The sequence below is a fragment of the Peribacillus frigoritolerans genome (assembly GCF_004358755.1).
Taxonomy (GTDB): Bacteria; Bacillota; Bacilli; order Bacillales; family Bacillaceae; genus Bacillus_P.
In genome coordinates, this window is the sequence record NZ_SMZY01000001.1 from 405131 (window position 1) to 431290 (window position 26160).

At 41.2% G+C, this 26160-nt stretch carries 27 protein-coding genes, 1 pseudogene and 1 riboswitch; of the genes and pseudogenes, 24 read left to right on the forward strand and 4 right to left on the reverse strand.

Annotated features, from left to right (window positions below):
- The first annotated feature begins 196 nt into the window (after positions 1-196).
- From E2R53_RS02015 to E2R53_RS02055, 9 genes are all read left to right on the forward strand, one after another.
- A complete protein-coding gene (locus E2R53_RS02015; RefSeq protein ID WP_133310168.1) occupies positions 197-2083 on the forward strand; it encodes a methylmalonyl-CoA mutase family protein in 1887 nt (628 codons plus the stop codon).
- A 1-nt stretch (position 2084) separates the two neighbouring features.
- A complete protein-coding gene (gene scpA, locus E2R53_RS02020; protein WP_133310169.1) occupies positions 2085-4244 on the forward strand; it encodes a methylmalonyl-CoA mutase in 2160 nt (719 codons plus the stop codon).
- Entirely contained in the window at positions 4241-5260 is a 1020-nt protein-coding gene (meaB, locus tag E2R53_RS02025; RefSeq protein WP_133310170.1) for a methylmalonyl Co-A mutase-associated GTPase MeaB, read from the forward strand. The genes scpA and meaB overlap by 4 nt, the downstream gene beginning before the upstream one ends.
- A gap of 127 nt (positions 5261-5387) precedes the next feature.
- Positions 5388-5825, forward strand: coding sequence for a BrxA/BrxB family bacilliredoxin (locus E2R53_RS02030; protein WP_133310171.1), 438 nt, complete (start codon positions 5388-5390; stop codon positions 5823-5825).
- Between the two features lie 244 nt (positions 5826-6069).
- On the forward strand, positions 6070-6849 hold the full coding sequence (locus E2R53_RS02035; protein ID WP_133310172.1) for a transporter substrate-binding domain-containing protein: 780 nt from the start codon (positions 6070-6072) through the stop codon (positions 6847-6849).
- 79 nt (positions 6850-6928) lie between these two features.
- Positions 6929-7588, forward strand: a complete 660-nt coding sequence (locus E2R53_RS02040; RefSeq protein ID WP_070876687.1) for an amino acid ABC transporter permease — start codon at positions 6929-6931, stop codon at positions 7586-7588.
- The gene (locus tag E2R53_RS02045) at positions 7581-8303 is read left to right on the forward strand and encodes an amino acid ABC transporter ATP-binding protein (RefSeq protein ID WP_133310173.1); all 723 of its coding nucleotides are present in this window, start codon (positions 7581-7583) and stop codon (positions 8301-8303) included. Before E2R53_RS02040 ends, E2R53_RS02045 begins: the two co-directional genes overlap by 8 nt.
- Positions 8304-8518: 215 nt before the next feature.
- On the forward strand, positions 8519-9502 hold the full coding sequence (locus E2R53_RS02050; protein ID WP_133310174.1) for an aromatic acid exporter family protein: 984 nt from the start codon (positions 8519-8521) through the stop codon (positions 9500-9502).
- Between the two features lie 20 nt (positions 9503-9522).
- Positions 9523-10041 carry a L,D-transpeptidase gene (locus tag E2R53_RS02055; RefSeq protein WP_133310175.1) on the forward strand — a complete coding sequence of 173 codons (519 nt, stop codon included), beginning with the start codon at positions 9523-9525 and terminating at the stop codon, positions 10039-10041.
- 178 nt (positions 10042-10219) lie between these two features.
- Here the strand turns inward: E2R53_RS02055 and prli42 are convergent, their stop codons facing one another.
- Positions 10220-10312, reverse strand: coding sequence for a stressosome-associated protein Prli42 (prli42, locus tag E2R53_RS23025; RefSeq protein WP_165970856.1), 93 nt, complete (start codon positions 10310-10312; stop codon positions 10220-10222).
- 178 nt (positions 10313-10490) lie between these two features.
- On the opposite strand from prli42, the gene mce reads away from it, so the two are divergent.
- The 5 genes from mce to E2R53_RS23030 all read left to right on the forward strand — a co-directional run bounded on the left by mce (position 10491) and on the right by E2R53_RS23030 (position 14487).
- Positions 10491-10907, forward strand: coding sequence for a methylmalonyl-CoA epimerase (mce, locus tag E2R53_RS02060; RefSeq protein ID WP_133310176.1), 417 nt, complete (start codon positions 10491-10493; stop codon positions 10905-10907).
- A gap of 2 nt (positions 10908-10909) precedes the next feature.
- Positions 10910-12457: an acyl-CoA carboxylase subunit beta gene (locus E2R53_RS02065; RefSeq protein WP_133311116.1), complete on the forward strand. Its 1548-nt coding sequence runs from the start codon at positions 10910-10912 to the stop codon at positions 12455-12457.
- A 23-nt stretch (positions 12458-12480) separates the two neighbouring features.
- Positions 12481-13605 (forward strand): M20/M25/M40 family metallo-hydrolase, encoded by a 1125-nt coding sequence (locus E2R53_RS02070; protein WP_133310177.1) that lies wholly within the window; start codon positions 12481-12483, stop codon positions 13603-13605.
- Between the two features lie 68 nt (positions 13606-13673).
- Complete coding sequence (gene msrA, locus E2R53_RS02075) at positions 13674-14201, forward strand: peptide-methionine (S)-S-oxide reductase MsrA (RefSeq protein ID WP_133310178.1); 528 nt, start codon at positions 13674-13676, stop codon at positions 14199-14201.
- 109 nt (positions 14202-14310) lie between these two features.
- A complete protein-coding gene (locus E2R53_RS23030; protein ID WP_165970857.1) occupies positions 14311-14487 on the forward strand; it encodes a hypothetical protein in 177 nt (58 codons plus the stop codon).
- A 212-nt stretch (positions 14488-14699) separates the two neighbouring features.
- Here the strand turns inward: E2R53_RS23030 and E2R53_RS02080 are convergent, their stop codons facing one another.
- Entirely contained in the window at positions 14700-15962 is a 1263-nt protein-coding gene (locus E2R53_RS02080) for a cation:dicarboxylate symporter family transporter (protein WP_133310179.1), read from the reverse strand.
- A gap of 86 nt (positions 15963-16048) precedes the next feature.
- A riboswitch (cyclic di-AMP (ydaO/yuaA leader) is annotated at positions 16049-16193 on the reverse strand.
- A 177-nt stretch (positions 16194-16370) separates the two neighbouring features.
- On the opposite strand from E2R53_RS02080, the gene E2R53_RS02085 reads away from it, so the two are divergent.
- From E2R53_RS02085 to E2R53_RS02105, 5 genes are all read left to right on the forward strand, one after another.
- Positions 16371-17612 carry a DNA polymerase IV gene (locus E2R53_RS02085; RefSeq protein ID WP_133310180.1) on the forward strand — a complete coding sequence of 414 codons (1242 nt, stop codon included), beginning with the start codon at positions 16371-16373 and terminating at the stop codon, positions 17610-17612.
- A 117-nt stretch (positions 17613-17729) separates the two neighbouring features.
- Positions 17730-19142, forward strand: coding sequence for an NADP-dependent phosphogluconate dehydrogenase (gene gndA, locus E2R53_RS02090; RefSeq protein ID WP_133310181.1), 1413 nt, complete (start codon positions 17730-17732; stop codon positions 19140-19142).
- Between the two features lie 100 nt (positions 19143-19242).
- Positions 19243-19425: a YqaE/Pmp3 family membrane protein gene (locus tag E2R53_RS02095; RefSeq protein WP_029279862.1), complete on the forward strand. Its 183-nt coding sequence runs from the start codon at positions 19243-19245 to the stop codon at positions 19423-19425.
- A gap of 169 nt (positions 19426-19594) precedes the next feature.
- Complete coding sequence (locus tag E2R53_RS02100; protein WP_133310182.1) at positions 19595-20023, forward strand: VOC family protein; 429 nt, start codon at positions 19595-19597, stop codon at positions 20021-20023.
- 141 nt (positions 20024-20164) lie between these two features.
- The gene (locus E2R53_RS02105) at positions 20165-21535 is read left to right on the forward strand and encodes an MFS transporter (protein ID WP_133310183.1); all 1371 of its coding nucleotides are present in this window, start codon (positions 20165-20167) and stop codon (positions 21533-21535) included.
- A gap of 17 nt (positions 21536-21552) precedes the next feature.
- Here E2R53_RS02105 and E2R53_RS02110 read toward each other — a convergent pair whose 3' ends face one another.
- Positions 21553-22584: an SDR family oxidoreductase gene (locus E2R53_RS02110; RefSeq protein ID WP_286166041.1), complete on the reverse strand. Its 1032-nt coding sequence runs from the start codon at positions 22582-22584 to the stop codon at positions 21553-21555.
- Positions 22585-22796: 212 nt separating this feature from the next.
- Here E2R53_RS02110 and E2R53_RS23465 point away from each other — a divergent pair.
- The 3 genes and pseudogenes from E2R53_RS23465 to E2R53_RS02120 form a co-directional block, all read left to right on the forward strand.
- Positions 22797-23255: pseudogene (locus E2R53_RS23465) on the forward strand (SMI1/KNR4 family protein); the annotation flags it as partial.
- 628 nt (positions 23256-23883) lie between these two features.
- Positions 23884-24009, forward strand: coding sequence for a hypothetical protein (locus tag E2R53_RS23470; RefSeq protein ID WP_286166042.1), 126 nt, complete (start codon positions 23884-23886; stop codon positions 24007-24009).
- A gap of 193 nt (positions 24010-24202) precedes the next feature.
- Positions 24203-24628: a hypothetical protein gene (locus E2R53_RS02120; RefSeq protein ID WP_133310185.1), complete on the forward strand. Its 426-nt coding sequence runs from the start codon at positions 24203-24205 to the stop codon at positions 24626-24628.
- 98 nt (positions 24629-24726) lie between these two features.
- On the opposite strand, the gene E2R53_RS02125 is transcribed toward E2R53_RS02120, so the two are convergent.
- Positions 24727-25149, reverse strand: a complete 423-nt coding sequence (locus E2R53_RS02125; RefSeq protein ID WP_133310186.1) for a hypothetical protein — start codon at positions 25147-25149, stop codon at positions 24727-24729.
- A gap of 214 nt (positions 25150-25363) precedes the next feature.
- Between E2R53_RS02125 and E2R53_RS02130 the strand changes: the two genes are divergently transcribed.
- Complete coding sequence (locus E2R53_RS02130; RefSeq protein WP_133310187.1) at positions 25364-25576, forward strand: hypothetical protein; 213 nt, start codon at positions 25364-25366, stop codon at positions 25574-25576.
- Positions 25573-26127, forward strand: a complete 555-nt coding sequence (locus E2R53_RS02135) for a hypothetical protein (RefSeq protein ID WP_133310188.1) — start codon at positions 25573-25575, stop codon at positions 26125-26127. The genes E2R53_RS02130 and E2R53_RS02135 overlap by 4 nt, the downstream gene beginning before the upstream one ends.
- Positions 26128-26160 lie beyond the last annotated feature (33 nt).

The window sequence follows — 26160 nt, forward strand, 5'->3', positions numbered from 1 at the left end:
AACCTCTCTTCATGTAATTGAAACATTTTTTAGATAAATACGGGTGAATGTGCTTTAAGGTTTCAATATTGAAATAGAATTGCTGATTGTGTAAAGGTATAATAAAATGAAATAGATTAAGTTTTTACTATTTTCAAAAATGTAAACGCATTCTTTTGCGCCAAGGGGGTGGGCTTCCTATCCGGGAAGCGGGAGTATGAAGCAAAGAATCAATCACGAAATAAATGATTTTGAAAAAGCATCAGAACAAATGTGGGTGGAAGAGGCCGAGAAAGCTTTAAAGGGGAAAAGCATTCAAAGTCTTTCCAGAAAAACATATGAAGGCATTACTCTAAATCCATTATATACTGAGCACAATACGCAATCCAGCGGGGAAAAAAGGGGGGCCGCTGCCCAGAAAAGAAATGATTGGTCTGTCAGCCAAAAACTTCAGCGGTCAAAAACACCAGAACAATTAAATGATGAAATTCGCGAAACCATACAGATGGGCCAGGATATCATTCACTTAGAAGACATTGGTTATCTGGAAACCTATCAGAACATTTGCACAGCATTTGATGGCATCGACTTGGAACAAAAAGAATTCCATATTTCATTGCAGGGCAATATCGGATTCTTCCCATTATTTATAACTTATTTGAAAAATAAAGATTGTAAAGGCTCGTTCGCTTTTGATCCATACGGTGAATGGATCAGCGGATCGGACCTTGTTTCTTTAACGAAGAAAATAGAATGTCTTGTGGAAATGATCGAAATACTGGATCAGGAAAATTTGCCTTATGTAAGAGCTGTATTTTTTAATGGTGAAATTTTCCATAAGGCAGGCGGATCTGCAAAAGAAGAGCTGGCTTATACGTTTTCTAATGCAATTGAGCTATTAAACGTATTAAAAGAACGCGGCTTTTCCATCGAAAAACTTGCTGACAGGGTCGGTTTTACGTTCTCTGCCGGATCTAATTTTTTTATGGAGATTGCTAAATTCAGAGCGGCTAAAAAAATATGGGCAACCATTTTGACAGCATTTGGGGCAAGTGCGGATCGACATCCTCTGGTTTTGCATGCTGCTGCATCAACATTCAATAAGACAAAGCACGATTTACATGTAAATATGCTGAGAGCAACTACAGAAGCATTTTCAGCTGCTATCGGAGGGGTGAACAGCTTAACTATTGCACCTTTTGATGAAGTGCTTGGAGACGTCAGTAAAACAGGAGACAGAATTGCAAGAAATACGCACTTTATTTTGAAAGAAGAAAGTCTTCTGTCTAAAGTTGCTGACCCTGCAGGAGGCTCATGGTACATTGAAGAGCTTACTGCTGAGCTTGCGGAGCTTGCCTGGAAGGAGATTCAGTCGATTGAAACGATGGGCGGATTCGTGCAGGCAGCAAGGAAAAGTTATATTCAGGAAAAATTGCGTACTCTTCTGACACTAAGACTGGAAGATGTCAGTAATCGAAAGGTGCAGCTGATTGGAACGAACCATTATGCGAATTTGCAGGAGCCTGAACTAGAAGTACGAAAAGCTGAAGGGGGAATTCCTATTGCAGAAGCGGCCGGGACTGACCGTGGCCCATCATTGAATGAATGGATGAAAGACGCAAAAACGATAAAAGCAAGTGATATAAATGCTGGATTATTAGGTGACAAATCAAATGAGGAATTGACTCAACTGTTATCAATGAGACTTGCTGAACAATTTGAAGGACTCAGGGCTGATTCAGCTGAATACAAAAGCAAATTCGGTCATTATCCAAAAGTTGGAGTCATCGTGCTTGGAAAGCTGCTTGACTATAAACCGCGGCTTGATTTTGTAACAGGCATGCTTTCGGCAGGTGGTATAGAGGCTGTGATTTTGAAACCAGATCAGCTGGAAGGACCGGACAAGCCTATCATCGTATGCGGGAAAGATGAGTCGTATGAATCGCTTGATTTCATAAAGGGATTGCCAGGCGTCAAAGTTTATGCAGCGGGACGGCTTGATAAAGATTACCTTGAGCAGCGCGGCATTCATGAATGCATCTATCACGGAATGGATGTTTATGCCTTCTTAAAAAAATTGCAGCTTCAATTGGGGGTATTGTAATATGACTCGAATTAATCTTGCGAATGTAGAATTGATCAGAGGCAGTTTTACCGAAAATCCTGAAAACGTTCATGCTGCCGAACCTTTTCAATCGAATGAAGGGATTCCCTTAAAAGCTTCTTATACCTCAGAAGACCGAAAAAATATGCCTTATTTGGACAGCTATCCGGGCATTGCGCCTTTTCTAAGAGGGCCATATTCAACTATGTATGTGAACAGACCATGGACAATCAGGCAGTATGCCGGTTTTTCAACCGCAGAAGACAGCAATGCTTTCTACCGACGGAATTTAGCCATGGGGCAAAAGGGTTTATCCGTTGCTTTTGACCTCGCGACCCACAGAGGATACGATTCTGATCACCCGCGAGTTGAAGGGGATGTAGGGAAAGCAGGCGTGGCTATTGACTCCATTCTTGATATGAAAATCCTTTTTGATGAGATTCCGCTGGATCAAATGTCAGTTTCGATGACGATGAACGGAGCTGTTCTGCCTATCATGGCGTTTTATATTGTGACAGCTGAGGAACAGGGAGTTTCTAAAGAGAAACTGGCAGGTACGATTCAAAATGACATTTTAAAAGAATATATGGTCCGGAATACATACATTTATCCTCCAGAAACATCAATGAGGATTATCGGGGATATATTTGAATATACGGCGAAAAATATGCCTAAATTCAACAGCATCAGTATTTCCGGCTATCATATGCAGGAAGCGGGGGCTACAGCGGATATCGAGCTTGCTTATACATTGGCTGACGGACTTGAATATATTCGGACAGGGTTAAAAGCAGGCCTTGATATTGATCAATTCGCTCCGAGACTTTCCTTTTTTTGGGCAATCGGCATGAATTATTTTATGGAAGTTGCAAAGATGAGGGCGGCAAGGTTAATGTGGGCCAAAATTGTCAAAGAATTTAATCCTAAAAACCCTAAATCACTGGCTCTCAGAACACATTCCCAAACTTCAGGCTGGAGTTTGACAGCACAGGATCCGTTTAACAATGTTGTCAGAACTTGCATTGAAGCGCATGCTGCTGTTATGGGCCACACCCAGTCACTGCATACAAATGCACTGGATGAAGCCATCGCACTTCCAACTGATTTTTCAGCACGTATTGCCAGAAACACTCAGCTTTATTTGCAGCAGGAAACCGGTATATGCGATGTAATCGATCCATGGGGGGGTTCTTATTATGTAGAATCTCTTACAAAACAGCTGATGGATAAGGCGTGGGCGCATATTGAAGAGGTGGAAAACCTTGGCGGAATGGCTAATGCGATTGAAACAGGGCTTCCTAAAATGAAAATTGAAGAAGCGGCAGCTAAACGTCAGGCTAAGATAGATTCGGGAACGGAAACAATTATAGGCGTCAATAAATTTCAAGTGGAGGAAGAAGACCCAATTGAAATTTTAAATATTGATAACACAATCGTAAGAAGAAAACAGATTGAAAGGCTTCAGACTTTGAAAGAGGCACGTAATCAGGGCAGGGTGGACCTGGCACTTGAAGCATTAACAGAGGCTGTCAGAAGCGGAGAAGGGAATTTGCTTGCACTTGCTGTTGAGGCAGCGAGAGCAAGAGCAACTTTAGGCGAAATTTCCGATGCGGTCGAAAAGGCATCTAAACGGCATCAGGCAGTGATCCGTTCCATCAGCGGAGTGTACAGCTCTGAATTTTCTAATGAAGAAGAAATCGAAAGTGTAAGAAGAATGACGGATGAATTTTCCGAGCTGGAAGGAAGAAGACCCCGCATCTTAATCGCCAAGATGGGACAGGATGGTCATGACCGCGGTGCAAAGGTTGTGGCAACGGCATATGCAGATCTCGGTTTTGATGTGGATATTGGTCCATTATTCCAAACACCGGCGGAAACAGCTGCCCAGGCAGTTGAAAATGATGTTCATATTGTCGGCATGAGTTCTCTTGCTGCAGGCCACAAAACCCTTCTTCCGCAATTGATAAAAGAACTGAAGGCACTAGGCAGAGAAGATATTGTCGTGATTGTCGGAGGAGTTATTCCATATCAGGATTATGAATTTTTATTAAACAGCGGGGCTTCTGCTATATTTGGACCAGGAACTGTTATTCCGAATGCAGCAAAAGTTATGCTTGAGAAGATTTACGAAAGACTTGGCTATGAGGATGCAGAGGAATGACAGGAAGTCCTCAAAAGCGTAAAAAAGCGGGAAGTATGGAAAAGAGTGCAGAGCACTATATCGAAGGGGTTCTCAATGGCGACAGAGTGGCTGTTGCCCAGGCTATTACTCTAGTGGAAAGCAATGCCGAAAAGCATTTTGAAAAAGCGCAGGAAATGATTGAAGAACTGCAGCAAAAAGAGACCTCCTCGATACGAATCGGGATAACAGGGGTCCCTGGTGCAGGAAAGAGCACTTTCATTGATTCTTTCGGGACGTATTTGTGCAGTCTCGGACATAAAGTGGCTGTACTTGCTGTCGATCCGAGCAGCCAAGTTTCAAAAGGCAGTATACTGGGAGATAAAACGAGAATGGAGAGGCTCTCACGCAATCCGGATGCCTTTATCAGGCCTTCTCCATCAAGCGGAACACTTGGAGGAGTCACACGGAAAACAAGGGAATCCATCATTGTTTGCGAGGCAGCAGGGTATGATGTGATCCTTGTTGAAACGGTTGGTGTCGGACAGGGTGAGTTTGCCATAAGAGGGATGGTTGATTTTTTCCTCCTATTGGTTTTGACAGGTGCCGGAGATGAGCTGCAGACGATGAAAAAAGGCATTATGGAGCTTCCCGATCTTGTGGTCGTCAATAAAGCTGATGGTGATAATCGTGATCATGCAAAAAAAGCTGAGCATGAGTACAATCATATTCTTCATTTTCTAAAATCCTATACACAAGGCTGGGAAACGAAAGCAGTCACTGCTTCTTCCCTACATGAAACAGGGATACAGGAAATATGGGAGACAATCAATGTTTTTGCACAGAAAACAAGAGAAAGCGGAATGTTCGAAGGCAGAAGGAAGCTTCAGCAGAAGGAATGGCTCTATGAGATGATTGAGGAACAGCTGAAGCATCATTTTTTTCAGCATACTTTTATAAAAGGCAATATGCAGAGCTATGAAAAAGATGTGGTAGAAGGAAAGCGTCCGGTTTCAGGAAGTGTAAAAGAGCTGATCTCTGCTTTTTTAAGCAGATAAGTGCTTTTCTCCCGAAGATTAAATTTATCTGTCTTCCTGCGCTGAAAAGTCCGTTCCGCATTTCAGTGGTCATTTGCCGCAACTATTGGTAAACTGTATGTATTGTCAATAAAGGAGAGGTTATAACGTGAATATCGATTTTAATATGTTTATGAATGATGTAGTCGCACAGGCAAGAAAAGAAATCACGGCTGCAGGATATACAGAATTAACTACACCTGAAGAGGTGGAAGAAACATTTAAGCAAGAAGGAACAACTCTTGTGATGGTCAACTCTGTATGCGGCTGTGCAGGGGGTATTGCAAGACCTGCAGCAGCTCACTCTGTTCATTATGATAAAAGACCTGACCGCCTTGTCACTGTGTTTGCAGGACAGGATAAAGAAGCAACTGCTTATGCAAGAGAGCATTTCACTGGTTATCCGCCTTCTTCACCATCGTTTGCCCTGTTAAAAGACGGCAAACTTGTGGCTATGGTTGAGCGCCATGAAATCGAAGGACACGATCCCATGAGTGTTGTAGCAAAGCTTCAAGAAGCTTTTGATCAGCATTGCGAAGAAATCTAAACTGCCGTTTTTACGGCAGTTTTTTTTTGTGGTTTTTTATATTTCCGAAAAGTTTAACATTCTTTTCCAATATAATATTTTTGCATAAAAATAAATTATTGAACTAGATATTGCATATTTATAAGTCTGTGTTAAAATACATTTATTCGGATATTTATTCGTAAAAAAACACTTGTAAAATATTATTCTATAGAAGATAATATTAATAAATTTAGAATTTTAAGAAAACTATAGGGGGAAGAAAATGAAGAAGCTGTTATTATTTGTGATTTCGATTTTAGTAATTGGAGTTCTTGCTGCATGCGGATCTTCAGACAATGGATCTGGAGAAGAGAAAAAAGTGTTGAAAATGGCAACATCTGCAGATTATCCTCCTTTTGAGTACATTGACACTGCTAAAGGGAGCGAAATCATTGGATTTGACATCGACCTTGCCAAAGCAATCGGCAAAGAGCTTGGCTATGAAATTGAAGTTCAGGACATGGATTTTACTGGTTTAATCCCGGCACTTCAGGCTAACAAGGCTGACATTGTTTTAGCAGGGATGACACCAACGGAAGAACGCAAAAAAAGCGTGGATTTTTCAGATGTATACTATACAGCTAAACATATGATCGTCTCTCCAAAAGGCAGCGGCATTAAATCTGTTGAAGATTTAGAAGGAAAGACAGTTGGCGTTCAGCTTGCTTCAATTCAAGAAGGCAAAGCGGAGGAAATCGCTGAAGAGGTAAGCATCAAAGTTGAAAACCGCAACAGAATTCCTGAACTGATTCAAGAAATGAAATCAGGCCGTTTTGATGCAGCAATTATTGAAGACACAGTAGCAAAAGGCTATTTTGAAAAGGATAAAGAACTAGAAGGCGTGGTAATTGAAGACGGGGAAACAGAGGAAGCAGGTTCTGCGATTGCTTTCCCTAAAGACAGTAAACATACGGAAGAGTTCAACAAAGTTCTTCAGGAAATGAAAGAAAACGGCGAGCTTGAAAAATTAGTCGTGAAATGGTTCGGCGGAGAAGAAAAATAAGTTAACTTTAAAAAAACGTTCAACGGAACGATTGTTGAACGTTTTTTATTTCCTTATACAGAAAGGAGTGTCTTGAAAAATGAATCTGGATTTTCCGGCTATAGCCCCTTCCATACCTTTTATTCTTCAGGGGATACCTGTTACATTGAAAATTGTAGGACTTTCTGCTTTAATTGGATTTATTCTAGCTGTCATTCTTGCTCTGCTTAAGATCAGCAGAATTAAGCCGCTGATGTGGATTGCAGATGCATATACATCCGTTTTTCGCGGCACGCCGCTCATCTTGCAATTATTAATCATTTATTATGGTGCACCGCAAATACTTGGCTTTGAGATTGATCCTTATCCTGCAGCAGTTGCAACATTTGCCCTGAATTCAGGCGCATACATTTCTGAGGTTATCAGAGCAGGCATCATGGCAATCGATAAAGGGCAGCGCGAAGCTGCAATGGCTCTTGGTGTTCCTTACTCAAAAATGATGAAAGATATCATTTTTCCTCAGGCCATCAAAAATATTCTTCCTGCACTGATGAATGAGTTCATTACGCTGACAAAAGAATCTGCTATTGTAACAATCATTGGTGTACAGGATATCATGAGAAGTTCGTATATTGTCGGAGGACAAACATACCGTTATTTTGAACCGATCTTAATTGCGGGTTTAATCTATTATGTCATGGTTATCATCTTAACGCTCCTTGGCAAACTCGTTGAAAGGAGAATGGCGCGCAGTGATTAAAGTAGAAAATCTTCATAAGTCATTTGGTAAGTTAGAAGTGCTTAAAGGAATTACCACATCAATTGCTGAAAAAGAGGTTGTCGCGATTATCGGACCTTCAGGCTCAGGAAAATCCACCTTTTTGCGCTGTTTGAATCGTTTGGAAGATCCAACAGACGGACATGTCTGGATTAAGGATCATGATATTACAAATCCAAAAACAGATATCAATAAAGTTCGTCAAAATGTCGGAATGGTTTTTCAGCATTTTCATCTTTTTCCTCACAAAACCGTTTTGGAAAACTTAACATACGCTCCATTAACGGTTAAGGGAACTTCCAGAAAGGAAGCAGAGGCACAGGGTCACGAGCTTTTAAAGAAAGTAGGTCTTGCTGAAAAAGCTCACGAATATCCAAGCAGGTTATCAGGCGGACAAAAGCAGCGGGTTGCGATTGCAAGGGCGCTTGCAATGAACCCCGAGGTTATGCTTTTTGATGAACCTACCTCTGCTCTTGATCCAGAGATGGTAAAGGAAGTATTGGAGGTTATGAAAAATCTTGCGTTCTCGGGTATGACGATGGCGATTGTAACCCATGAAATGGGATTCGCAAGAGAAGTAGCAGACAGAGTCCTCTTTTTGGATGAGGGCATTTTAGTTGAAGATGCACCGCCTAAGGAATTTTTTACAAATCCTAAAACGAAACGTGCTCAAATTTTCCTTGAAAAAATGCTATAATCCTAAAGTGAAAGGTGATCATAATGATCATCTTTTTCTTTTTTGTTTTTTAAAAGGTTTGGCCGTATTCATTTATACATATTAATTTCAAAAGAAACACCATTAAATGAGCAGTTCATTTAAAAAACCGCAGCAGCATACATAAGACTTATTCAAAAATCATTTTTCAATTTGGTTACACTAACAAACAGAATGTTGAAGCAAGGGGCAAGAAAATGTTTAAAATCGGATACCGCACGCTTAAAACTGCATTTGGAGCAGCGATTGCCATCAGTCTGGCACAGCTGTTTCAGCTCGATAATTTCGCATCAGCCGGGATACTGACGATTCTCTGTATTCAGGTTACAAAGAAGAAATCATTGCAGACTTCCTGGGCAAGATTTTTTGCCTGTTTAATTGCCATTCTCTTTTCATTTGTCTTCTTTGAAGGAATTGGCTATTATCCTTTTGTTATCGGTCTTCTTTTACTGTTCTTTATTCCTGTGACAGTGATTGTTCGTGCAAAAGAAGGGATTGTGACCAGTTCAGTTATCATTTTGCACTTATACACATCCTCACATATTACGCTCAGTCTTGTTTTAAATGAAATCGCGCTTGTTTCAACCGGGATAGGGGTGGCCCTGATTATGAACCTTTATATGCCGAGTGTTGATAAAAAGCTGAAGGAATATCAGCTGAAAATTGAAGATAATCTTTCGAAAATCTTTCTGGAAATTGAGGAGTATTTACTATCAAACGATAGTTCATGGGATGGAAAAGAAATAACGGAGACCGCTCTTTTAATAAACGAAGCCAAAACTCTGGCATTCAGAGATGTCGAAAATCATTTTATGAGACATGAAAATCTTTACTACCACTATTTCAAAATGAGGGAAAAACAATTTGAAATTATCGAACGGGTCCTTCCGATTATTACTTCCGTAAATGTAACGGTGGATCAGGCCGAAATTATCGCTGAATTTATTCAGGAAGTCAGAAAAGCGATACACCCTGGTAATACGGCACACAAGTTTTTAGTCAAGCTTCATCATATGAGAAAAAGTTTTGAAGAAATGCCGCTTCCCGAATCACGGGATGAATTTGAAGCAAGAGCCGCTCTCCTTCACTTTGTACGGGAGATGGAGCAGTATCTTGTCATAAAAAGTCAGTTTAAAGGCATATCTGCAGAGCATGAATTTCATCCTTCCAGCGCAACATAAAGAAAAAAGGGTGAATCATCATGAAAATATTGCTTCTTTCCATCTTGTTTCTCTCTCCGCTTTGGCCGCTCGGAGAAAATCCATCTGTCGGTGATCCATATGTCATTATCAATAAGCAGTCGAACGAACTTGCATATATAGATAATGGTCAGGTTGTGAAAATCTTTGACGTGGCTACAGGCAAAAATGAAGAGCTTACACCAGAAGGAGAATTCACGATTACTGTGAAAGCGGCAGATCCGTATTACCGAAAAAAGAATATTCCGGGCGGCGATCCTAAAAACCCGCTTGGGACCAGATGGATTGGATTCGATGCAGAAAATTCTGACGGCAGAACGTATGGCATTCATGGAACGAATAATGAAGATTCGATTGGTTCCTTTGTGACCCAGGGATGTGTGCGCATGTATAATGAGGAAGTAGAAATTCTGTTTGAACATATTCCAATCGGCACAAAGGTATTTATTACAAAAAACAAGAAGCCGTTTGAAGAAATTGCTGCTGAAAAAGGTGCAATGAAAAAAGGTGTTTCCCAATGAGGGAATCACCTTTTTTAGTATAAGATGCCGGTCATCAGCCGGTTCCGTTATTCATGGTGTCCAGCTCCGCCTCCTAACCCCTCGGTCAGAACAAATCCGTAAGCATTGGCAAAAAGCGCCTTCACTGCCGGATTCTTATCTGCCTTTCGGGGCTAAACAATCGGCTCCGCATTTCTTATTAGAACCACATGCTCATCCCAGCAAGTAATGTTGTTGCAATCATTACAGCAAGCATCAAATAAACAATCAATTTTTGAAATCTTTTAGACATAATCTTCACTCCTAAATAGGATTCTGTCTATATTTTAACGTGAATAATTAGACTGGACAAGGGAGGAGTTATGAACAAAATTGCACATTTTAGTCGAAACAGCAGGAATATTGACAGTATATAAAGAAGTAAGTCATGTTCATAAGAGTTAAGCGTTTTCAACAAGAGGAGGGAAGAGATGATTAAAAAGGTAGATCACATAGGGGTAGCGGTGCGTTGCATTTCTGAGGTGCTTCCGTTTTATGAGAAGACTCTCGGATTACAGCTTCAGGGCATTGAGCACGTGGAAGAGCAGAAGGTGAAAGTGGCTTTTTTGAAAATCGGGGAGACGAAAATTGAATTGCTTGAGCCCACTTCAGACGACAGTGCTGTAGCCAAATTTATTGAAAAACGGGGAGAAGGCATACATCATTTGGCTTTAGGAGTGGATGATATAAAGAAACGGATTGAAGATTTACGGAATAATGGAGTGAAAATGATAGATGAAACTCCAAGGAACGGTGCAGGCGGCGCTTCAATCGCTTTTTTGCATCCTAAAGCTGCAAATGGAGTATTAGTGGAACTATGTGAAAAGAGAGAGGGTACTGTTCAATGAGCATAGATATTTTCGATAAAATAAATGAACTGTATGATCGAAGACGTGAAGTGGAAATGGGCGGCGGAGATGAGCGCATTGAGAAACAGCATGAAAAAGGAAAGCTGACAGCGAGAGAACGAATTGATCTATTAGTAGATGAAGGTACTTTTGTAGAGATGAATCCTTTTATTGAACACCGCTGCAATGACTTTGGCCTTAGCGGAAAAAAAGGACCTGGAGACGGAGTTGTCACAGGATACGGCAAAGTCCATGGGCGGCCAATCTACTTATTCTCACAGGATTTTACTGTTTTCGGCGGAGCTCTTGGAGAAATGCACGCCAAAAAAATTGCTGCAGTCATGGATCTTGCCGCGAAAAGCGGAACGCCTTTCATTGGCCTCAACGACTCCGGAGGTGCTAGAATTCAGGAAGGTGTGGTATCATTAGATGGATATGGGCAGATTTTTTACCGCAATACCATCTACTCAGGTGTTATTCCGCAAATTTCTGTTATCCTTGGTCCTTGTGCAGGCGGTGCCGTCTATTCTCCTGCCATTACAGACTTTGTCTTTATGGTCGAGAAAACGAGTCAAATGTTTATAACAGGGCCTAAAGTGATTGAAACCGTAACAGGCGAAAAAATCAGTTCTGAAGATTTAGGCGGAGCTAAAGTACATAATACAATCAGCGGAAATGCCCATTTTTCTGGTGAAACAGAAGAAGAGGTGCTTTCTCAGGTGAGAAAATTAATCACTTATTTACCTCAGAATAATCAGGAAAAAGCACCAATAATGCCGTTTGAGAATCATTCAGATTATCGTCCGAATCTGACAGACTGCATTCCATTTGATGCTCTCAGGCCTTATGATGTTCGAGTGGTGATTCAAGAAGTAGCGGATGCCGATTCTTTTTATGAGGTGCAAAAGGACTTTGCAAAAAATATTGTCGTCGGTTTTGCAAGAATAAAAGGAGAAGTCGTAGGACTTGTCTGCAATCAGCCAAAATATATGGCGGGCGGACTGGATATTGATTCTTCTGATAAAGCCTCCAGGTTTATCCGTTTTTGTGATTCTTTCCAGATTCCGATTATTACATTTGAAGATGTAACGGGATTTTTCCCTGGAATTAAGCAGGAGCATGGGGGAATCATCAGACACGGAGCTAAAATTTTATATGCCTATTCAGAAGCAACCGTTCCTAAAATGACGGTTATTTTGCGAAAAGCCTACGGCGGAGCATATGTTGCACTGAACAGCAAATCCATCGGGGCGGATCTTGTGTTTGCATGGCCGAATGCCGAGATTGCTGTAATGGGTCCTCAGGGTGCTGCGAATATCATTTTCGCTAAAGAAATTGAAAACAGTGATAATCCTGAGGAAACAAGAGCAAATAAAATTGAAGAATACAGGGAGAAATTCGCTAATCCGTATGTTGCTGCAAGTCAGGGCATGGTCGATGATGTCATTGATCCGCGGGATACAAGAATCAAATTGATTCAAGCGCTTGAAATGCTGCGGACAAAGCAGGAGCAAAGACCTGTCAAAAAGCACGGAAACATGCCGCTTTAATACAATTTATGGAGGAAATACATATGGTTAATCAAGACCGCTTAGTTAATGAATTTCTGGAGCTTGTGCAAATTGATTCAGAGACGAAATTCGAAACAGAAATAGCAAAAGTATTAAAAGAAAAGTTTTCAGCACTTGGAGTTCATGTAGTGGAAGATGATACTACCGGCATCACTGGACACGGAGCAGGAAATCTAATTTGTACTTTGGATGCTGTAAAGGACGGAGTAGATCCCATTTACTTTACGTCACATATGGATACAGTTGTTCCTGGAAAAGGCATTAAGCCATCTATTAAAGATGATTACATCGTAACAGATGGCACGACGATCTTAGGTGCTGATGATAAAACAGGTTTATCCGCGATGCTTGAAGCCGTCCGCGTTTTAAAGGAAAATAATATCGCACATGGGAAAATCGAATTTATTATTACCGCCGGTGAAGAATCTGGCCTTGTAGGCGCAAAAGCTCTAGATGGGTCTCAAATCACTGCAAAATTCGGTTATGCATTAGACAGTGATGGTAAAGTCGGCACAATCATTGTAGCTGCTCCAACACAGGCTAAAGTAAAAGCAGCCATCTTTGGCAAAACGGCTCATGCCGGTGTCGCTCCTGAAAAAGGTGTATCTGCGATTACCATTGCAGCCAAAGCGATTGCAAAAATGCCCTTAGGCAGAATTGATCAAGAAACAACAGCTAATATTGGCCGTTTTGAAGGAGGCACGCAAACTAACATCGTTTGCGATCATGTGAATATTTTAGCTGAAGCAAGATCCTTGGTTCCTGAGAAAATGGAAGCTCAAGTGGCGAAAATGAAAGAAGCTTTTGAGAGCGTTGCTGCAGAAATGGGCGGACGAGCTGAAGTGGATATTGAAGTGATGTATCCAGGATTTAAATTCGGCGAGGGTGATCATGTTGTTGAAGTCGCTAAAAAAGCGGCTGCAGCAATCGGACGCACAAGCGAGCTTCAAACAAGCGGCGGAGGCAGTGATGCCAATGTGATTGCCGGATTTGACATTCCAACCGTGAATTTGGCAGTAGGATACGAAGATATCCATACAACAAATGAAAAGATGCCGATAGAAGAGCTTGTGAAAACAGCTGAACTTGTTTTGGCTATCATTGAAGAAGTAGCTAAAGGCGAATAACCCCAAAAGAATGGCAGGCGCAGCGATTGCACCTGCTGTTTCTTATTTAGAAAATAGAGGTGTCATGCATGAATAAGAGAGAAAAAGCAACGTTTGCCGGAGGATGTTTTTGGTGTATGGTCAAGCCATTTGACGAGCAGCCTGGAATCATTGAGGTTGTTTCAGGCTATACAGGCGGAACCTTGGGAAATCCCTCGTATGAACAAATTAAGACAGGTGAGACAGGCCATAGGGAAGCTGTCGAAATTACCTTTGATCCAGATGTCTTTTCGTACGAAACCCTCCTTGAGCTGTATTGGCCGCAAATTGATCCGACTGATGACGGCGGACAGTTTTTTGATAGAGGAAGCCAGTACCGCACTGCCATTTTTTATCATACAGAAGAGCAAAAGCTAAAAGCAGAACAGTCAAAAACAGCAGTTGAAGAGAGCGGCCGCTTTAAAAATCCGATTGTCACTGAAATCCTGCCTGCAGCACCTTTTTACCCTGCAGAAGAATATCACCAAAAGTTTTATGCTAAAAATCCCGATAAGTATAAGCAAGAAAGAGAAGAGTCTGGAAGAGAAGAATTTATTCAGAAAAATTGGAAGAAGTAAGCCCTAGTCCTTTGCCTTTTAACAGGTGAGGGGCTTTTTTGAATGTGCTGATAATAGTTTGTCAAAGAGGGCAGCGGGGTACTTTCCATATTAAGGTGAGGTGATCAATATGAATACATTTAATGAAAGCGCCATCGCTTCCTATGTGAAAACAAGAGCGGAGGAGAATTGCAAGCTACTGCAGAATAACATGAATGAACTTGAGAAAGGAAAAATCCTTGGGAGAATGGAAGCCTACAATGAGTTTCTTGAAAGGTTTGGGTTTGATAAAGTTGAGTGCAAGTGAATAGAATTAAATTAAAACACACCATTCATTATTCATTGCTGAGTGGTGTGTTTTGTTATGATTGGAGAATCGTACCCTCAAAAACTGAATGTCGATTTCAGAGGGTAAGAGAATCCTCCTAAATATAGATAGTTAAGCAGCGGATCCTTCCATTTTAGGAATTTCTGATTGTATAACAAACCCCCGGCAGCAGCGCCGGGGGCAGATTATTTCTATGCACTTGCTTTCATCACTTCATCCGCTTTAATACGGTTGTATTTTCCTTCTGATTTTGACATGACAATAGCAGCCAATGTATTTCCAACTAGGTTTACTACCGTACGCGCCATGTCCATGATGCGGTCAACACCTGCAATAAAGGCAAGTCCTTCTGCAGGAATACCGATGGTCCCAAGGGTAGCAAGCAGGACAACGAATGATGTGCCTGGAACTGCAGCCATTCCTTTTGAAGTGACCATCAAGACTAAGATCAGCGTCAATTGCTGAACAATTGTCAATTCAATGCCGTAAACCTGAGCAAGGAACAAAGCAGCGATTGCCTGATAGAGCACAGATCCGTCAAGGTTGAAGGTATAGCCTATCGGAACGACAAAAGAAACGATTCCTTTAGGACAACCCATTTTTTCTAGCTTTTCCATGATTCTCGGAAGAACGGTTTCAGAGCTGGAAGTACTGAATGCCAGAAGCAATTCGTCCTTAATGTAGCGGAGGAGTGAAAAGATATTAACCCCTGCCCATTTGGCAACTGCACCTAAAACAACGATCAAAAAGAAAATCAGGGCAGCGTACACCAAAAGAACTAATTTTCCAAGAGACAACAGAGAATCAATGCCAAATTTTGAAACGGTTACTCCAATCAGGGCAAACACACCAATCGGAGCGACTTTCATCACGAGATTTACGACGTGGAACATCGCGTGCGAGACACCGTCAAAGAACTGAAGGACAGGTTTTCCCCGTTCTCCAATGGCTGCAACACCAAGTCCAAACAGGACTGAGAAGAAGATAATTGCAAGCATGTCTCCTTCAACGACAGATTTAAAGAAGTTTGTCGGAACGATATGAAGGAACGTTTCGGCGACCGTTTTTTCACTTTGCTCCTCAGACGTATCGACATACTGCTGGATATCTGTCTTTTGAGCAGACTCAAGGTCAACTCCTTGTCCAGGCTGGAAGACATTTGCAAGCAATACGCCAAGAACAATCGCAACTGTTGTAATGATTTCAAAATAAAGGATTGTTTTGCCGCCAAGTCTTCCGACGTGTTTTCCATTGCCTGCTCCGGCAACACCGACAATTAAGCTGGAAATAACAATTGGAATGACGATCATTTTAATTAAGCGGAGAAATAAATCACCAAGCGGCTGCAGGAACGCTGCAACGCGCGGATCGTTAAACCAAATAACACCTACCAAAATCCCTAAAATCAAACCGATGAAAATTTGGGAAGCCAGTCCCAATTTAAATTTCTTCATGTATGAACCCCCTCTAAGTTGTAAGTTGTCTGAAAATACAAAAAAAGACCAATCTTAAAAAAGAAAGGTCTTTAATTTACTAAAGTTCTTTCTCTCAATAAAGCATACGAGGTTAACTGTCGGATTCGGGATTGAGAGTTCCCTGCCTTTGTTTAAAGGATTCACCCCAAGGTAATTGGATTACCAATTGCATGATTCCCCCGCTCTGGATGGATTAAGCTTGTTATTCATTTGTTCAGTATAATAAAAAACATACAAGATATAATTTACTCTGACAAACAGCAACTTGTCAATCTTTTTATGCTGAACAGGGTGCTGATCAGAGTGAAAACGATCTCCGTTGGCGGTGTTTCCTGCTGTTATGGTAAACTTAAGATTAACAACAGTCTGGAAAGAAGTTGAACGGAAATGAAAGAGCAAAGCGGGCCCAAAGTGATTCTTCATGTGGACATGAACAGCTTTTATGCATCGGTTGAAATGGCATTTGATCCCGAACTCAGAGGAAAGCCGCTTGCCATTGCAGGGAACGTTGAAGAAAGAAAAGGAATTGTGGTTACCTGCAGTTACGAGGCGAGGGCTAAGGGAGTAAAAACAACTATGCCGCTTTGGCAGGCGAAACGCCATTGTCCTGAACTGATTGTGCGCAAACCAAAATTTGACCGTTACAGGAAAGCCTCAAAAGCCATGTTCGATCTTTTGCGGGAGTTTACCCATCTGGTAGAGCCCGTTTCAATTGATGAAGGTTATATGGATTTAACGGAGTTTTTAAAGGAGGGCAATCCTCTTCAAATCGCGAAGACTATTCAGGACAGGCTGATGGATGAACTTTTGCTGCCTGCAAGCATCGGCGTCGCTCCTAATAAATTTCTCGCCAAAATGGCCTCCAATATGAAAAAACCGCTTGGCATCACAGTACTCAGAAAGCGGGAACTGGGTAAAACGCTTTGGCCGCTTCCAGTAAGCGAGATGCATGGGGTTGGCGAAAAAACAGCGGATAAATTAAGAACAATTGGCATTCAAACAATAAAAGACCTTGCAGATGCAGATGCGATCGGGTTAAAGCAGCTTCTCGGAATTAATGGCGAGAGGCTGAAAAAAAGAGCGAATGGCATTGATGACAGAGAGGTAAACCCTGACTCTATCTATGATTTTAAAAGCATTGGAAATTCAACTACATTATCAAAAGATACGACAGAGCCGAGAATTCTTTATGAAACACTGAACCGCCTGTCCCAGTCGGTAAGCAGCAGAATGAAACGGAAGGATGTTCTCGGCACGAAAATCTTCACGACAATTCGCTATTCTGACCGAAGCACATTTACCCGAAGTAAAAAGCTGAACAACCCCGTTGTCGAGAAAGAAGATATTCTTACGCATGCTAAAGCTCTGTTTGATAAACATTGGACAGGTGAACCGATCAGGCTTCTTGGCATCACATGCCAGGATCTCGTTCAGAAAGAGGACGCTTATAAGCAGCTGGATCTTTTTTCTTTTCAGGAGGATGCCAAAAAAGAACCGCTTTACAAAACCATTGAAGATATTAATAGAAGATATGGCGGCAGCATGGTGAAACGCGGGATGAAAGTGGACAAATTAGAAGATGATAAGACAAGCGGCACAAGCTTTAATAAAGATTTTTTAAGGGAATGAGCAAGACGCTTTACTTGATAAAAGCACGGTTTCTGTGTTATTTTACATGAAGAATCCATGTGCATGTATACATGAGCTCTGTCTTTAAAAAAATTGATTGAGAAGGGAAGTATTACAATGTCAAAACAGCAAATTGGCGTCATCGGTTTGGCCGTCATGGGCAAAAACCTTGCTCTTAATATAGAAAGCCGCGGATATTCCGTATCGGTTTATAATCGTTCTTCTGATAAAACAGAGGAAATGCTGAAAGAAAACAGCGGTAAAAATCTTGTAGGTACATACAGCATTGAAGAATTTGTTCAATCACTTGAAACTCCCCGCAAAATTTTGTTGATGGTCAAAGCGGGTTTTGCAACAGATGCTACTATTGAACAATTGCTTCCTCATTTAGACAAGGGGGATATTTTAATTGACGGCGGAAACACGCTTTATACAGACACACAGCGCCGCAACAAGGAGCTTGCCGAGAGCGGCATTCACTTCATCGGCACTGGTGTATCAGGAGGCGAAGAAGGGGCACTTAAAGGACCATCTATTATGCCTGGCGGACAGAAAGAAGCTTTCGATCTGGTAAAACCTATTTTCGAAGCGATTTCTGCAAAAGTTGATGGAGATCCATGTACTACGTATATCGGCCCTGATGGTGCAGGACATTACGTGAAAATGGTCCATAACGGCATTGAATATGGGGACATGCAGCTGATTTCAGAAGCTTATTTTATTTTGAAAAATGTTCTTGGTCTATCTGCAGAGGAATTGCATGAAGTATTTGCAGACTGGAATAAAGGCGAGCTTGACAGCTACTTAATTGAAATCACAGCTGACATCTTCACGAAAACAGATGAAGAAACAGGCAAGCCCCTGGTAGATGTTATCTTGGATACTGCAGGCCAAAAGGGCACTGGAAAATGGACAAGCAAAAGCGCTCTTGATTTAGGTGTTCCGCTTCCGATTATTACCGAGTCTGTATTTGCACGCTTCATTTCTGCCATGAAGGATGAGCGCGTGAAAGCAAGCAAAATCTTATCAGGACCTGCAGCTGTTTCTTATGAAGGCGACAAAGCAGAACTGATTGAAGTTGTGCGCAAAGCTCTTTATATGAGTAAAATTTGTTCTTATGCACAAGGCTTCGCTCAAATGAGAGCAGCTTCTGATGAATATAAGTGGGACCTTCAGTATGGTGACATCGCGATGATTTTCAGAGGCGGCTGCATCATCCGTGCTGCTTTCCTGCAAAAAATCAAAGATGCGTACGACCGTGATGCAAGCCTTGCAAACCTGCTTTTAGATCCATACTTTAAAGAAATTGCTGAAGGCTACCAGGGAGCGCTCCGCAAGGTCTTAACGGTTGCCATTGAGCAGGGAGTACCGGTGCCTAGCTTCTCAGCTGCGTTATCATACTATGACAGCTACCGTACAGAAACACTTCCTGCCAACCTTATTCAGGCGCAGCGTGACTACTTTGGAGCTCATACGTATCAGCGTACAGATAAAGAAGGTATTTTCCATACAGAATGGATGTCTAAGTAAGATCGGAACACGGGGCCTTGTGCTCCGTGTTTTTTACTGTTTCTAAATCGGTGAATCAGGGTAAAATGTTACGGATAAAAAAAGAACGGGGTGAATGTTGATGCTTTATTTATTGGCGATTTTACTGCCTCCTGTGGCTGTGCTGTTTGTCGGCAGACCGTTTCAGGCGCTGCTTAACCTGATTTTAACGCTCATTTTTTATCTTCCGGGAGCCATACATGCCGTGCTTGTGGTGAAGGATGCAAAAGATGAGAAGCGGATGAAGAAGTACGGCGTGAGATAACTATAAAAATAAAGCTGCCTTTGCAGGAAATTAGCCCGCCTCTAAAGAAATAGAGTGACGGGCTTTATTTATTGCATCTTTTTAAAAAGTGTGTAGCAGAAGGCAGCTGAACATGTTATGATAATACAGAACAAGTGTTCTTATTAAATTTATGACAATGAGGTGTAAAATGATCACATCAGTAAATCCTTACATTGTGACAAATGGAAATGGTCAAGAGGCAGTGAAATTTTATGTGGATGCATTAAATGCTGAACTTGTTTCGATTCAGACATTCGGGGACATGCCGGAGGATCCGAATCATCCAGTCCCCGCTGATGCAAAGGACCGGGTTATGAATGCACAGTTTAAAGCGGGGGATACCCTCATGATGCTGTCTGATACATTTCCTGGAATGCCTTATACTCTCGGTTCACAGGTTTCGATTGCGATTCATATTGATTCAGCCGACGAAGCCAAACATGTATTTGAAAAGCTCTCAGCAGGCGGAAATGTCACAATGCCTCTACAGGAAACATTCTGGAGTCCGGCATACGGACAGGTTAAAGACAAATATGGTGTTGAATGGCAAGTATCTGCTGTTAAAGAAAACGAATAATAAGCCTAAAAAAGACCTCTTCTTGGTTAAGAAGGGGTTTTCGTCTTTACAGGACCAATCAAAGCAAATCGGTTGACTGTACATGCTGTAAGAGTATATATTTCTTTAGGTATACGATATAAAGGCTGAGGGCGGGATAGAATGTCAACGAAAATAGAAGAAAGACCGCCAGCAGTTCCTGGCTTAAAATACGAAAATAGAATTGTATGGCTGTGGAGTTTAACCGTATGGCTCGTTGTAATGAACACGACGATGTTTAATGTCGCATTGCCGAGCGTGCTGCGTGACTTGAGTCTCTCATCCGGCACTGCATCCTGGATTGTGTCAGGCTACTCGATCGCTTTTGCCATCTCGACTCTCACTTACAGCCGATTATCAGATTTTATTCCGATCTCAAGGCTGCTTGCAGTCGGGCTTGCGATGCTCGGGGCAGCCTCCATTATCGGTTTCTTTTCTCATAACTTTTATCTGCTTTTATCCGCGAGAGTTCTTCAGGCAGCGGGAGCAGGGGCTGTGCCTGGTCTTGCAATGGTTCTGGCGGGTAAATATATTCCGATTTCAAGAAGAGGGAAAGCGATGTCGCTGATTTCGTCTGCTGCATCTCTCGGTTTTGGACTTGGACCCGTTATTGGCGGAGCCATTACAACCTATCTTGGATGGAACTACTTATTTGTTATCACGGCATTTGTAGTCCTGCTTCTTCCCTTGTTTAAAAAACTGCTTCCTAAAGAGGAAGTGCATAAGGTACACTTCGATTCGGCCGGGGGATTGCTGACAGGGCTCGGAGTCACGGGACTGCTGCTCTTTTTATCCACCATGTCAGTGCCTCTTCTGATTGGCTCGCTGGCTATCTTGTATCTCTTATGGAGGCATATTCACAAAGTCAGCATGCCGTTTGTGCAGCCTTCGCTGTTTAAAAACAGACAGTATGTGAAGCTTGCTTTATCAGCGTTTTCAGGATTTATTCTTCATTTTTCCGCGCTCTTTATGATGCCGATCATCCTGTCAGAGCTTTTTGGAAAAGATCCTGCTGCCATCGGCCTGATTATTTTTCCGGGTGCCATCCTTTCAGCGGTTGCCGCACAGTTCATAGGACGGCTGATTGACAGATTCGGAAATATACCGTTAATCTCCTTTGGCCACGTGATGCTGCTGATTTCATTGCTGATCCTGGCTTTGTTTTCAGGGGAATATCCATATGCGATTTTGGTCGCCTACATGTTTATGAGCACAGGTTTTTCAAGCCTGACCTCAAGCATTGCGAACGAAGCATCCCGCATCCTGCCGGAGGATGAAATCGGTTCGGGCATGGGCCTGATGCAGCTGATTCAATTTTTCGGCGGAGCATTTGGTGTTGCGCTGTCAGGTTTATTGATTGAATGGCAGCAGGGTGTTTCGGTCACAGCAGTTTACACAAACATCTTTTGGGGGATGGCGCTGCTGATTATTAGCTCCTTCTTTGTCTTTTTGTCTTATATTAAACGAGATGCAAAAAAGTCACTTCAATACTGAAGTGACTTTTTTATGCATCAAGAAAGCAGGCCGTCAGCCTCAAGCTGTTCGTTCTGATCACTCAGGGTCGTCTTTAGACTTCTGTAAGTCATACCCAGTTCATTTATGCTTTTTCTGTTATCAAAGCGGGCGTTAATTCCAACGTTTTTGCTGACATACTTCCGTGTCAGGCCGACCTTCGGTGCAATCAGCCAGATGAGCGGTTTTGGCACTTCGCGTTTAGGAAGAGGATGGTGGTTTGGATGGTTTTCTTCAAATATTCGGGCCATATCAAGCAGGGAGGCTTCCTCATTTGAAATCAGGTATCTTCCCTTTGCAGATTCAGTAAAGGCGGCAAGCACATGGGCTTTTGCGACATCACGCACATCAACGGTTCCGTTGATTAAGTTGGGCACGCCGCTTTTAAATCCGCCTTTCAGTAGGTCGAGAATCGTACTGATGCTCGTTGAATCTGAACGTTTTGAAAGAGACGGACCAAGTATAAAGGTTGGGTTAATGGTGACTAAATCAAAATGCTGCTTGTCCGCCATTTCCCATGCCTCCTTTTCAGCTAGAGTTTTTGAGTAGCTGTACGGCTGATGTGAAACACTGCTCGTCGTGTTCCAGTCCTTTTCATTAAAAGAGGACTTGCCCTCCATGTCCGCATTATCCCCGAAAATGGCCACTGCGCTGCTCGTAAGAATTACCCGTTTCACTTCAGGTGTGCGTCTGACCGATTCCAGAACGTTTTTCGTTCCTTCCAAAGCCGGCTCAATCAATTCCTTTTGCGCATCTTTAAATCCGCTGATGAAGAATGGAGAAGCGGTGTGAAACACATACTCAGAGCCTTTCACGGCTTCATCAAAGCTTCCTTTTTTCAGTAAGTCTGCTTCAAAGACTGTCAGTTTTCCGGCAGATTGTTTCTCTACATCAAGGAGATGCTGGTATTTTTCTGTCTTCGCTGCATCGCGGACAGTAATTCTTACATCATGGCCTCCATCAAGCAGCTCCTTAACGACCCAGGCTGCAACATAGCCGGTTCCGCCTGTGACAAGTACGGTTTTCTTCATTACTAAGATCATCCTTTCAAGTACTATATGTTTAAGTGTTTAAACATATAATAATACTAGTTTTTGATATTGTCAACGAATATGATGAACTGATTAAAGCATTCTTTATACGATTTATTGAAACTGCATGAGTTATTTAGGTGTCTGAAAAGAGGATAAAGGACTCAGTTGTTGAAGTATGTGAACAGAAGTAACTGAAGCTGAAATGACTAATGAGGAGTACATGGATCTTGAAAACAATCTGGCAAAAAGATGACGAATATTATAAGTTAAAGGATTTAACAGATGAAGCAGTTCAATGTGCTGAAGAAATACTCAAAGTAAAGCTGCCGGCATCTTATGTAGCTCTTCTTAAAGAACAAAATGGCGGCTCACTTAATGACAAATCGTTCCCGACGAATGTCCCGACATCCTGGGCAGATAACCATGTTCACGTGGACCATATTTGGGGGATAGGTGAAAAACACAGTATTTTAAACAGTGAATATTTGATAAATGAGTGGGGGCTTCCTCAGAATATTGTGCTATTTTCTGGAGAGGGGCATTCCTGGATTGCTTTTGATTACCGAAAACTGAAAGAAAATCCGCCAATTATCTATATTGAGGCTGATTCAGAGCTAGTAATTGAACTCGCTCCGAATTTTGGAGCTTTATTAAACGGATTGTATACCGAAGAGGAAACCGGGCATGATGAATTATTTTTTGAACAGGACAAACGGGTTTGGACATATGAGGAACTCAAAGTCGCTTTTCTAACAAACATTGAACAAGAAATCATTCCTGCCCTGGATTATCTCTACTTTAATCCTGCAGGAAACGAACGCTTTATTGAGGAAAGTGTGATATTACTCCTGCAAAGTTCTATACTTGGTATTAAAGAGTTAGCTGTCACTTATGGCAACGAGTTCCTTGAAAAGGAAATTCTCTCTTCTATGGCTGTAAAGAAGATTGTGCTTTTAATAAGGAATGACAGTGAAATTAAGTATTATGAGGAGATGTACTTCCGAAACTTTGTGCAGTAATGTGAAGTGGATTAGTCATAAAAAGCATAAATTTTAGAGAGAAAGGAGTGACATGCATGAGTGCTCGTTTAATACTTCACGGTGATTTTCTTTCTGCTATCGCAGCATCTTTGTTGAATAAAGGGAACAGACAAAAAAGAGATAATAACCTATGATAGTTTGAGTTTGTCAAAATCCAATGTATAGCACTTATTCATCTACTCAAATGAGAACTTGAAACTTTGTCCTGATTTTTTCGTATAGTTAATAAATAATATTATACAGAGGGGGCATTTTAATGAGTCACAATAATGAGATATTAAGCAAAAAAAGAAATAAATCAAATTTTGTAGTACCTGTTTTTATTGGGGCGGGAATAGGTGCTTTAATGGGATTAGTTGCTTATGTGAAAGATTGGTTTTGATTTGTCTTGGTTCTTTTTAGTAATAACGTGATGGCCTTTAATAACTGAGTAAAAAGTGATTAGGAAACCACTATAAGTTTGGTTTCCTTTTAATATAATCTAATTTAAATAAAAAAAATTTAACAGGGGCTTGTTATTAACAGATGTATTGTGTTTCGACTTGAAATAATTAGAACAAATAGGTGGTGATCGATTGCTTAAGAGAACAGTGGTATTCCTCGACGAAGAAATTGAAGAACAAGAATTGATAGATGAGGTATCTTCTTTTTATAAGAACGAATGTTATATCTATGCAATCATTCCAGACTATGAAGAAGAACTGTTTACCACACTCTCTTCAAAATTTAATTCAGTTAAAACCATTTCGTTATCCCGTTTATTTAAGTGGGATACTGGTGAGGTGGGGTACGTAAAGGACCTTAATAAGCAATTTATCTATGAATTTTACTTGAGATCAATATCAATGGATTATATTGTCTTTTCTGAAACGGATATGACAGAGCACCTATCCAAACTCAACAGGCGCGGTGACTTCTATAAACTATTTGAATCAAATGGAATTCATCATATCACAATAGGTCCCGATGGGCAGTGTTTAAACGTTATGGAGTATGAATAGGTTTTGGAGGCGGCATATTATTCTTCAGCACAGTGGAAGAACTGATTGACCCTTTAGAAGAAACTAAGTATAAAGGCCTCTAAATCGAGGCCATAACATTATTTCTGGTCAGATAATTGTTCACCTGTCAGTATTTCAAACAGTTCTGCCGACTTGTTTTTGTCTAATTGAATATATTTACTTTCAGCATCAATGACGAGTTCGACTTTATCTTTGTTTGGACTTACCCATAGTTCAAATAAAGCGACTTTGGCCTCAGGGTTTGGGAAAGAAAAGTGGTAATCTGCAGGACGTGCCATATCAACTTTTGCATTCTCCCAGTCAAGATCATTCACAATTTCTTCCGCTTTTTTTACTTGTTCACCGTCTGTAATCACTTTAAAATCCCCGTATTGAGTTCTATCACCTATACGTTTTAAAACTTCAATGCTTTTCCCTCCAGCTGCTGTACCGTTTGAACAGCCTGCTGCAAACAGTGAGATTATTGCAATGGAAAATAGTAATAGCCTCATTTTTTTCATGTTCAACCCCTCCTTTTAACATAATGAGACGTATTGTTGTAATAAAAGTTTCAATTTCTTCCATAAATTATTAATGACACGGATGCAGGAGGAATTGGATGCAGCGGATTAGAATTAATTGTTAAGGGAGAGCTGCTTAATTAATAAGAAGTACTCTCAAAATGACTTCAAAAATGTTTGTTAATTATTTTTTCTTATGTCCGGAGCTGATGAATTGAAAAGAGAAATCATTTATTTCCTTATTCTATTTCTGTTGATTGGTACAACAAAAGTATTTTTTGATTACCAGGAAACAAGAGTTTTGCTTTGGAAAGAAAACATTATTGAAGCTTTTGCTTTAGCAGTAATCATTCTTTTTATAAATTGGTTAATCTCTCCAAGAAGCAAGCAAAAAGAGAAGACAGTGAAACAGGAGAATGAAAAATGAAACTGTCAAATCCCTTTACAATCAAAATTGAGAATCAACGTTGGCTTTGCGATGATGAACATGACTTGTGTTCTCACGGTGAAATTTTCTTGAGTGTTCTTGATACGATTATTACACAATCATCTGTTAACGAAGAATGGGGAATCAGCGAGTCTGCTCTGGCACTTCTGCGGACCCTTGAAAATGATTATTGCTGCGAACCTGAACATGATGAAGGCCTGATTCTCCACGGTTGCGGTGCAATCTTGATGATGGGCTGCCCCATTTCTATCCATTGGAGCGTCAAACATTTGGACGGCCACGTGACACTATCGGATTTTGTGAAAATAACTACAACCAATCCGGATACGGGGAGTATTTATTATCCAGGGTTAGAAGTGAAAATAGGCAGCATCGATTATAAAAACCAGATCGTCTCTTTTGCCCTTCAGGCTAAAGAATTGTTTGATCATTCGAAAGAAAAACGGATTTCTGATGACTACGATAAAGAATTGTATGAAGAATTTTGGACTGAATACAACCAGCTGTTAATCAGGAATATGAATTTGTGACGTATGTAAGATTTTTATGCAATAAAAAAACAC

Coding starts and splice junctions, on each gene's coding strand:
- E2R53_RS23470 (WP_286166042.1), top strand. CDS start 23,884: ATGAGTCACAATAATGAGATATTAAGCAAAAAAAGAAATAAATCAAAT.
- E2R53_RS02110 (WP_286166041.1), bottom strand. CDS start 22,584: ATGAAGAAAACCGTACTTGTCACAGGCGGAACCGGCTATGTTGCAGCC.
- E2R53_RS02105 (WP_133310183.1), top strand. CDS start 20,165: ATGTCAACGAAAATAGAAGAAAGACCGCCAGCAGTTCCTGGCTTAAAA.
- E2R53_RS02015 (WP_133310168.1), top strand. CDS start 197: ATGAAGCAAAGAATCAATCACGAAATAAATGATTTTGAAAAAGCATCA.
- E2R53_RS02070 (WP_133310177.1), top strand. CDS start 12,481: ATGGTTAATCAAGACCGCTTAGTTAATGAATTTCTGGAGCTTGTGCAA.
- E2R53_RS02085 (WP_133310180.1), top strand. CDS start 16,371: ATGAAAGAGCAAAGCGGGCCCAAAGTGATTCTTCATGTGGACATGAAC.
- msrA (WP_133310178.1), top strand. CDS start 13,674: ATGAATAAGAGAGAAAAAGCAACGTTTGCCGGAGGATGTTTTTGGTGT.
- E2R53_RS02035 (WP_133310172.1), top strand. CDS start 6,070: ATGAAGAAGCTGTTATTATTTGTGATTTCGATTTTAGTAATTGGAGTT.
- E2R53_RS02055 (WP_133310175.1), top strand. CDS start 9,523: ATGAAAATATTGCTTCTTTCCATCTTGTTTCTCTCTCCGCTTTGGCCG.
- E2R53_RS02100 (WP_133310182.1), top strand. CDS start 19,595: ATGATCACATCAGTAAATCCTTACATTGTGACAAATGGAAATGGTCAA.
- scpA (WP_133310169.1), top strand. CDS start 2,085: ATGACTCGAATTAATCTTGCGAATGTAGAATTGATCAGAGGCAGTTTT.
- mce (WP_133310176.1), top strand. CDS start 10,491: ATGATTAAAAAGGTAGATCACATAGGGGTAGCGGTGCGTTGCATTTCT.
- E2R53_RS02135 (WP_133310188.1), top strand. CDS start 25,573: ATGAAACTGTCAAATCCCTTTACAATCAAAATTGAGAATCAACGTTGG.
- E2R53_RS02125 (WP_133310186.1), bottom strand. CDS start 25,149: ATGAAAAAAATGAGGCTATTACTATTTTCCATTGCAATAATCTCACTG.
- E2R53_RS02080 (WP_133310179.1), bottom strand. CDS start 15,962: ATGAAGAAATTTAAATTGGGACTGGCTTCCCAAATTTTCATCGGTTTG.
- E2R53_RS02050 (WP_133310174.1), top strand. CDS start 8,519: ATGTTTAAAATCGGATACCGCACGCTTAAAACTGCATTTGGAGCAGCG.
- E2R53_RS23030 (WP_165970857.1), top strand. CDS start 14,311: ATGAATACATTTAATGAAAGCGCCATCGCTTCCTATGTGAAAACAAGA.
- gndA (WP_133310181.1), top strand. CDS start 17,730: ATGTCAAAACAGCAAATTGGCGTCATCGGTTTGGCCGTCATGGGCAAA.
- prli42 (WP_165970856.1), bottom strand. CDS start 10,312: ATGTCTAAAAGATTTCAAAAATTGATTGTTTATTTGATGCTTGCTGTA.
- E2R53_RS02040 (WP_070876687.1), top strand. CDS start 6,929: ATGAATCTGGATTTTCCGGCTATAGCCCCTTCCATACCTTTTATTCTT.
- meaB (WP_133310170.1), top strand. CDS start 4,241: ATGACAGGAAGTCCTCAAAAGCGTAAAAAAGCGGGAAGTATGGAAAAG.
- E2R53_RS02095 (WP_029279862.1), top strand. CDS start 19,243: ATGCTTTATTTATTGGCGATTTTACTGCCTCCTGTGGCTGTGCTGTTT.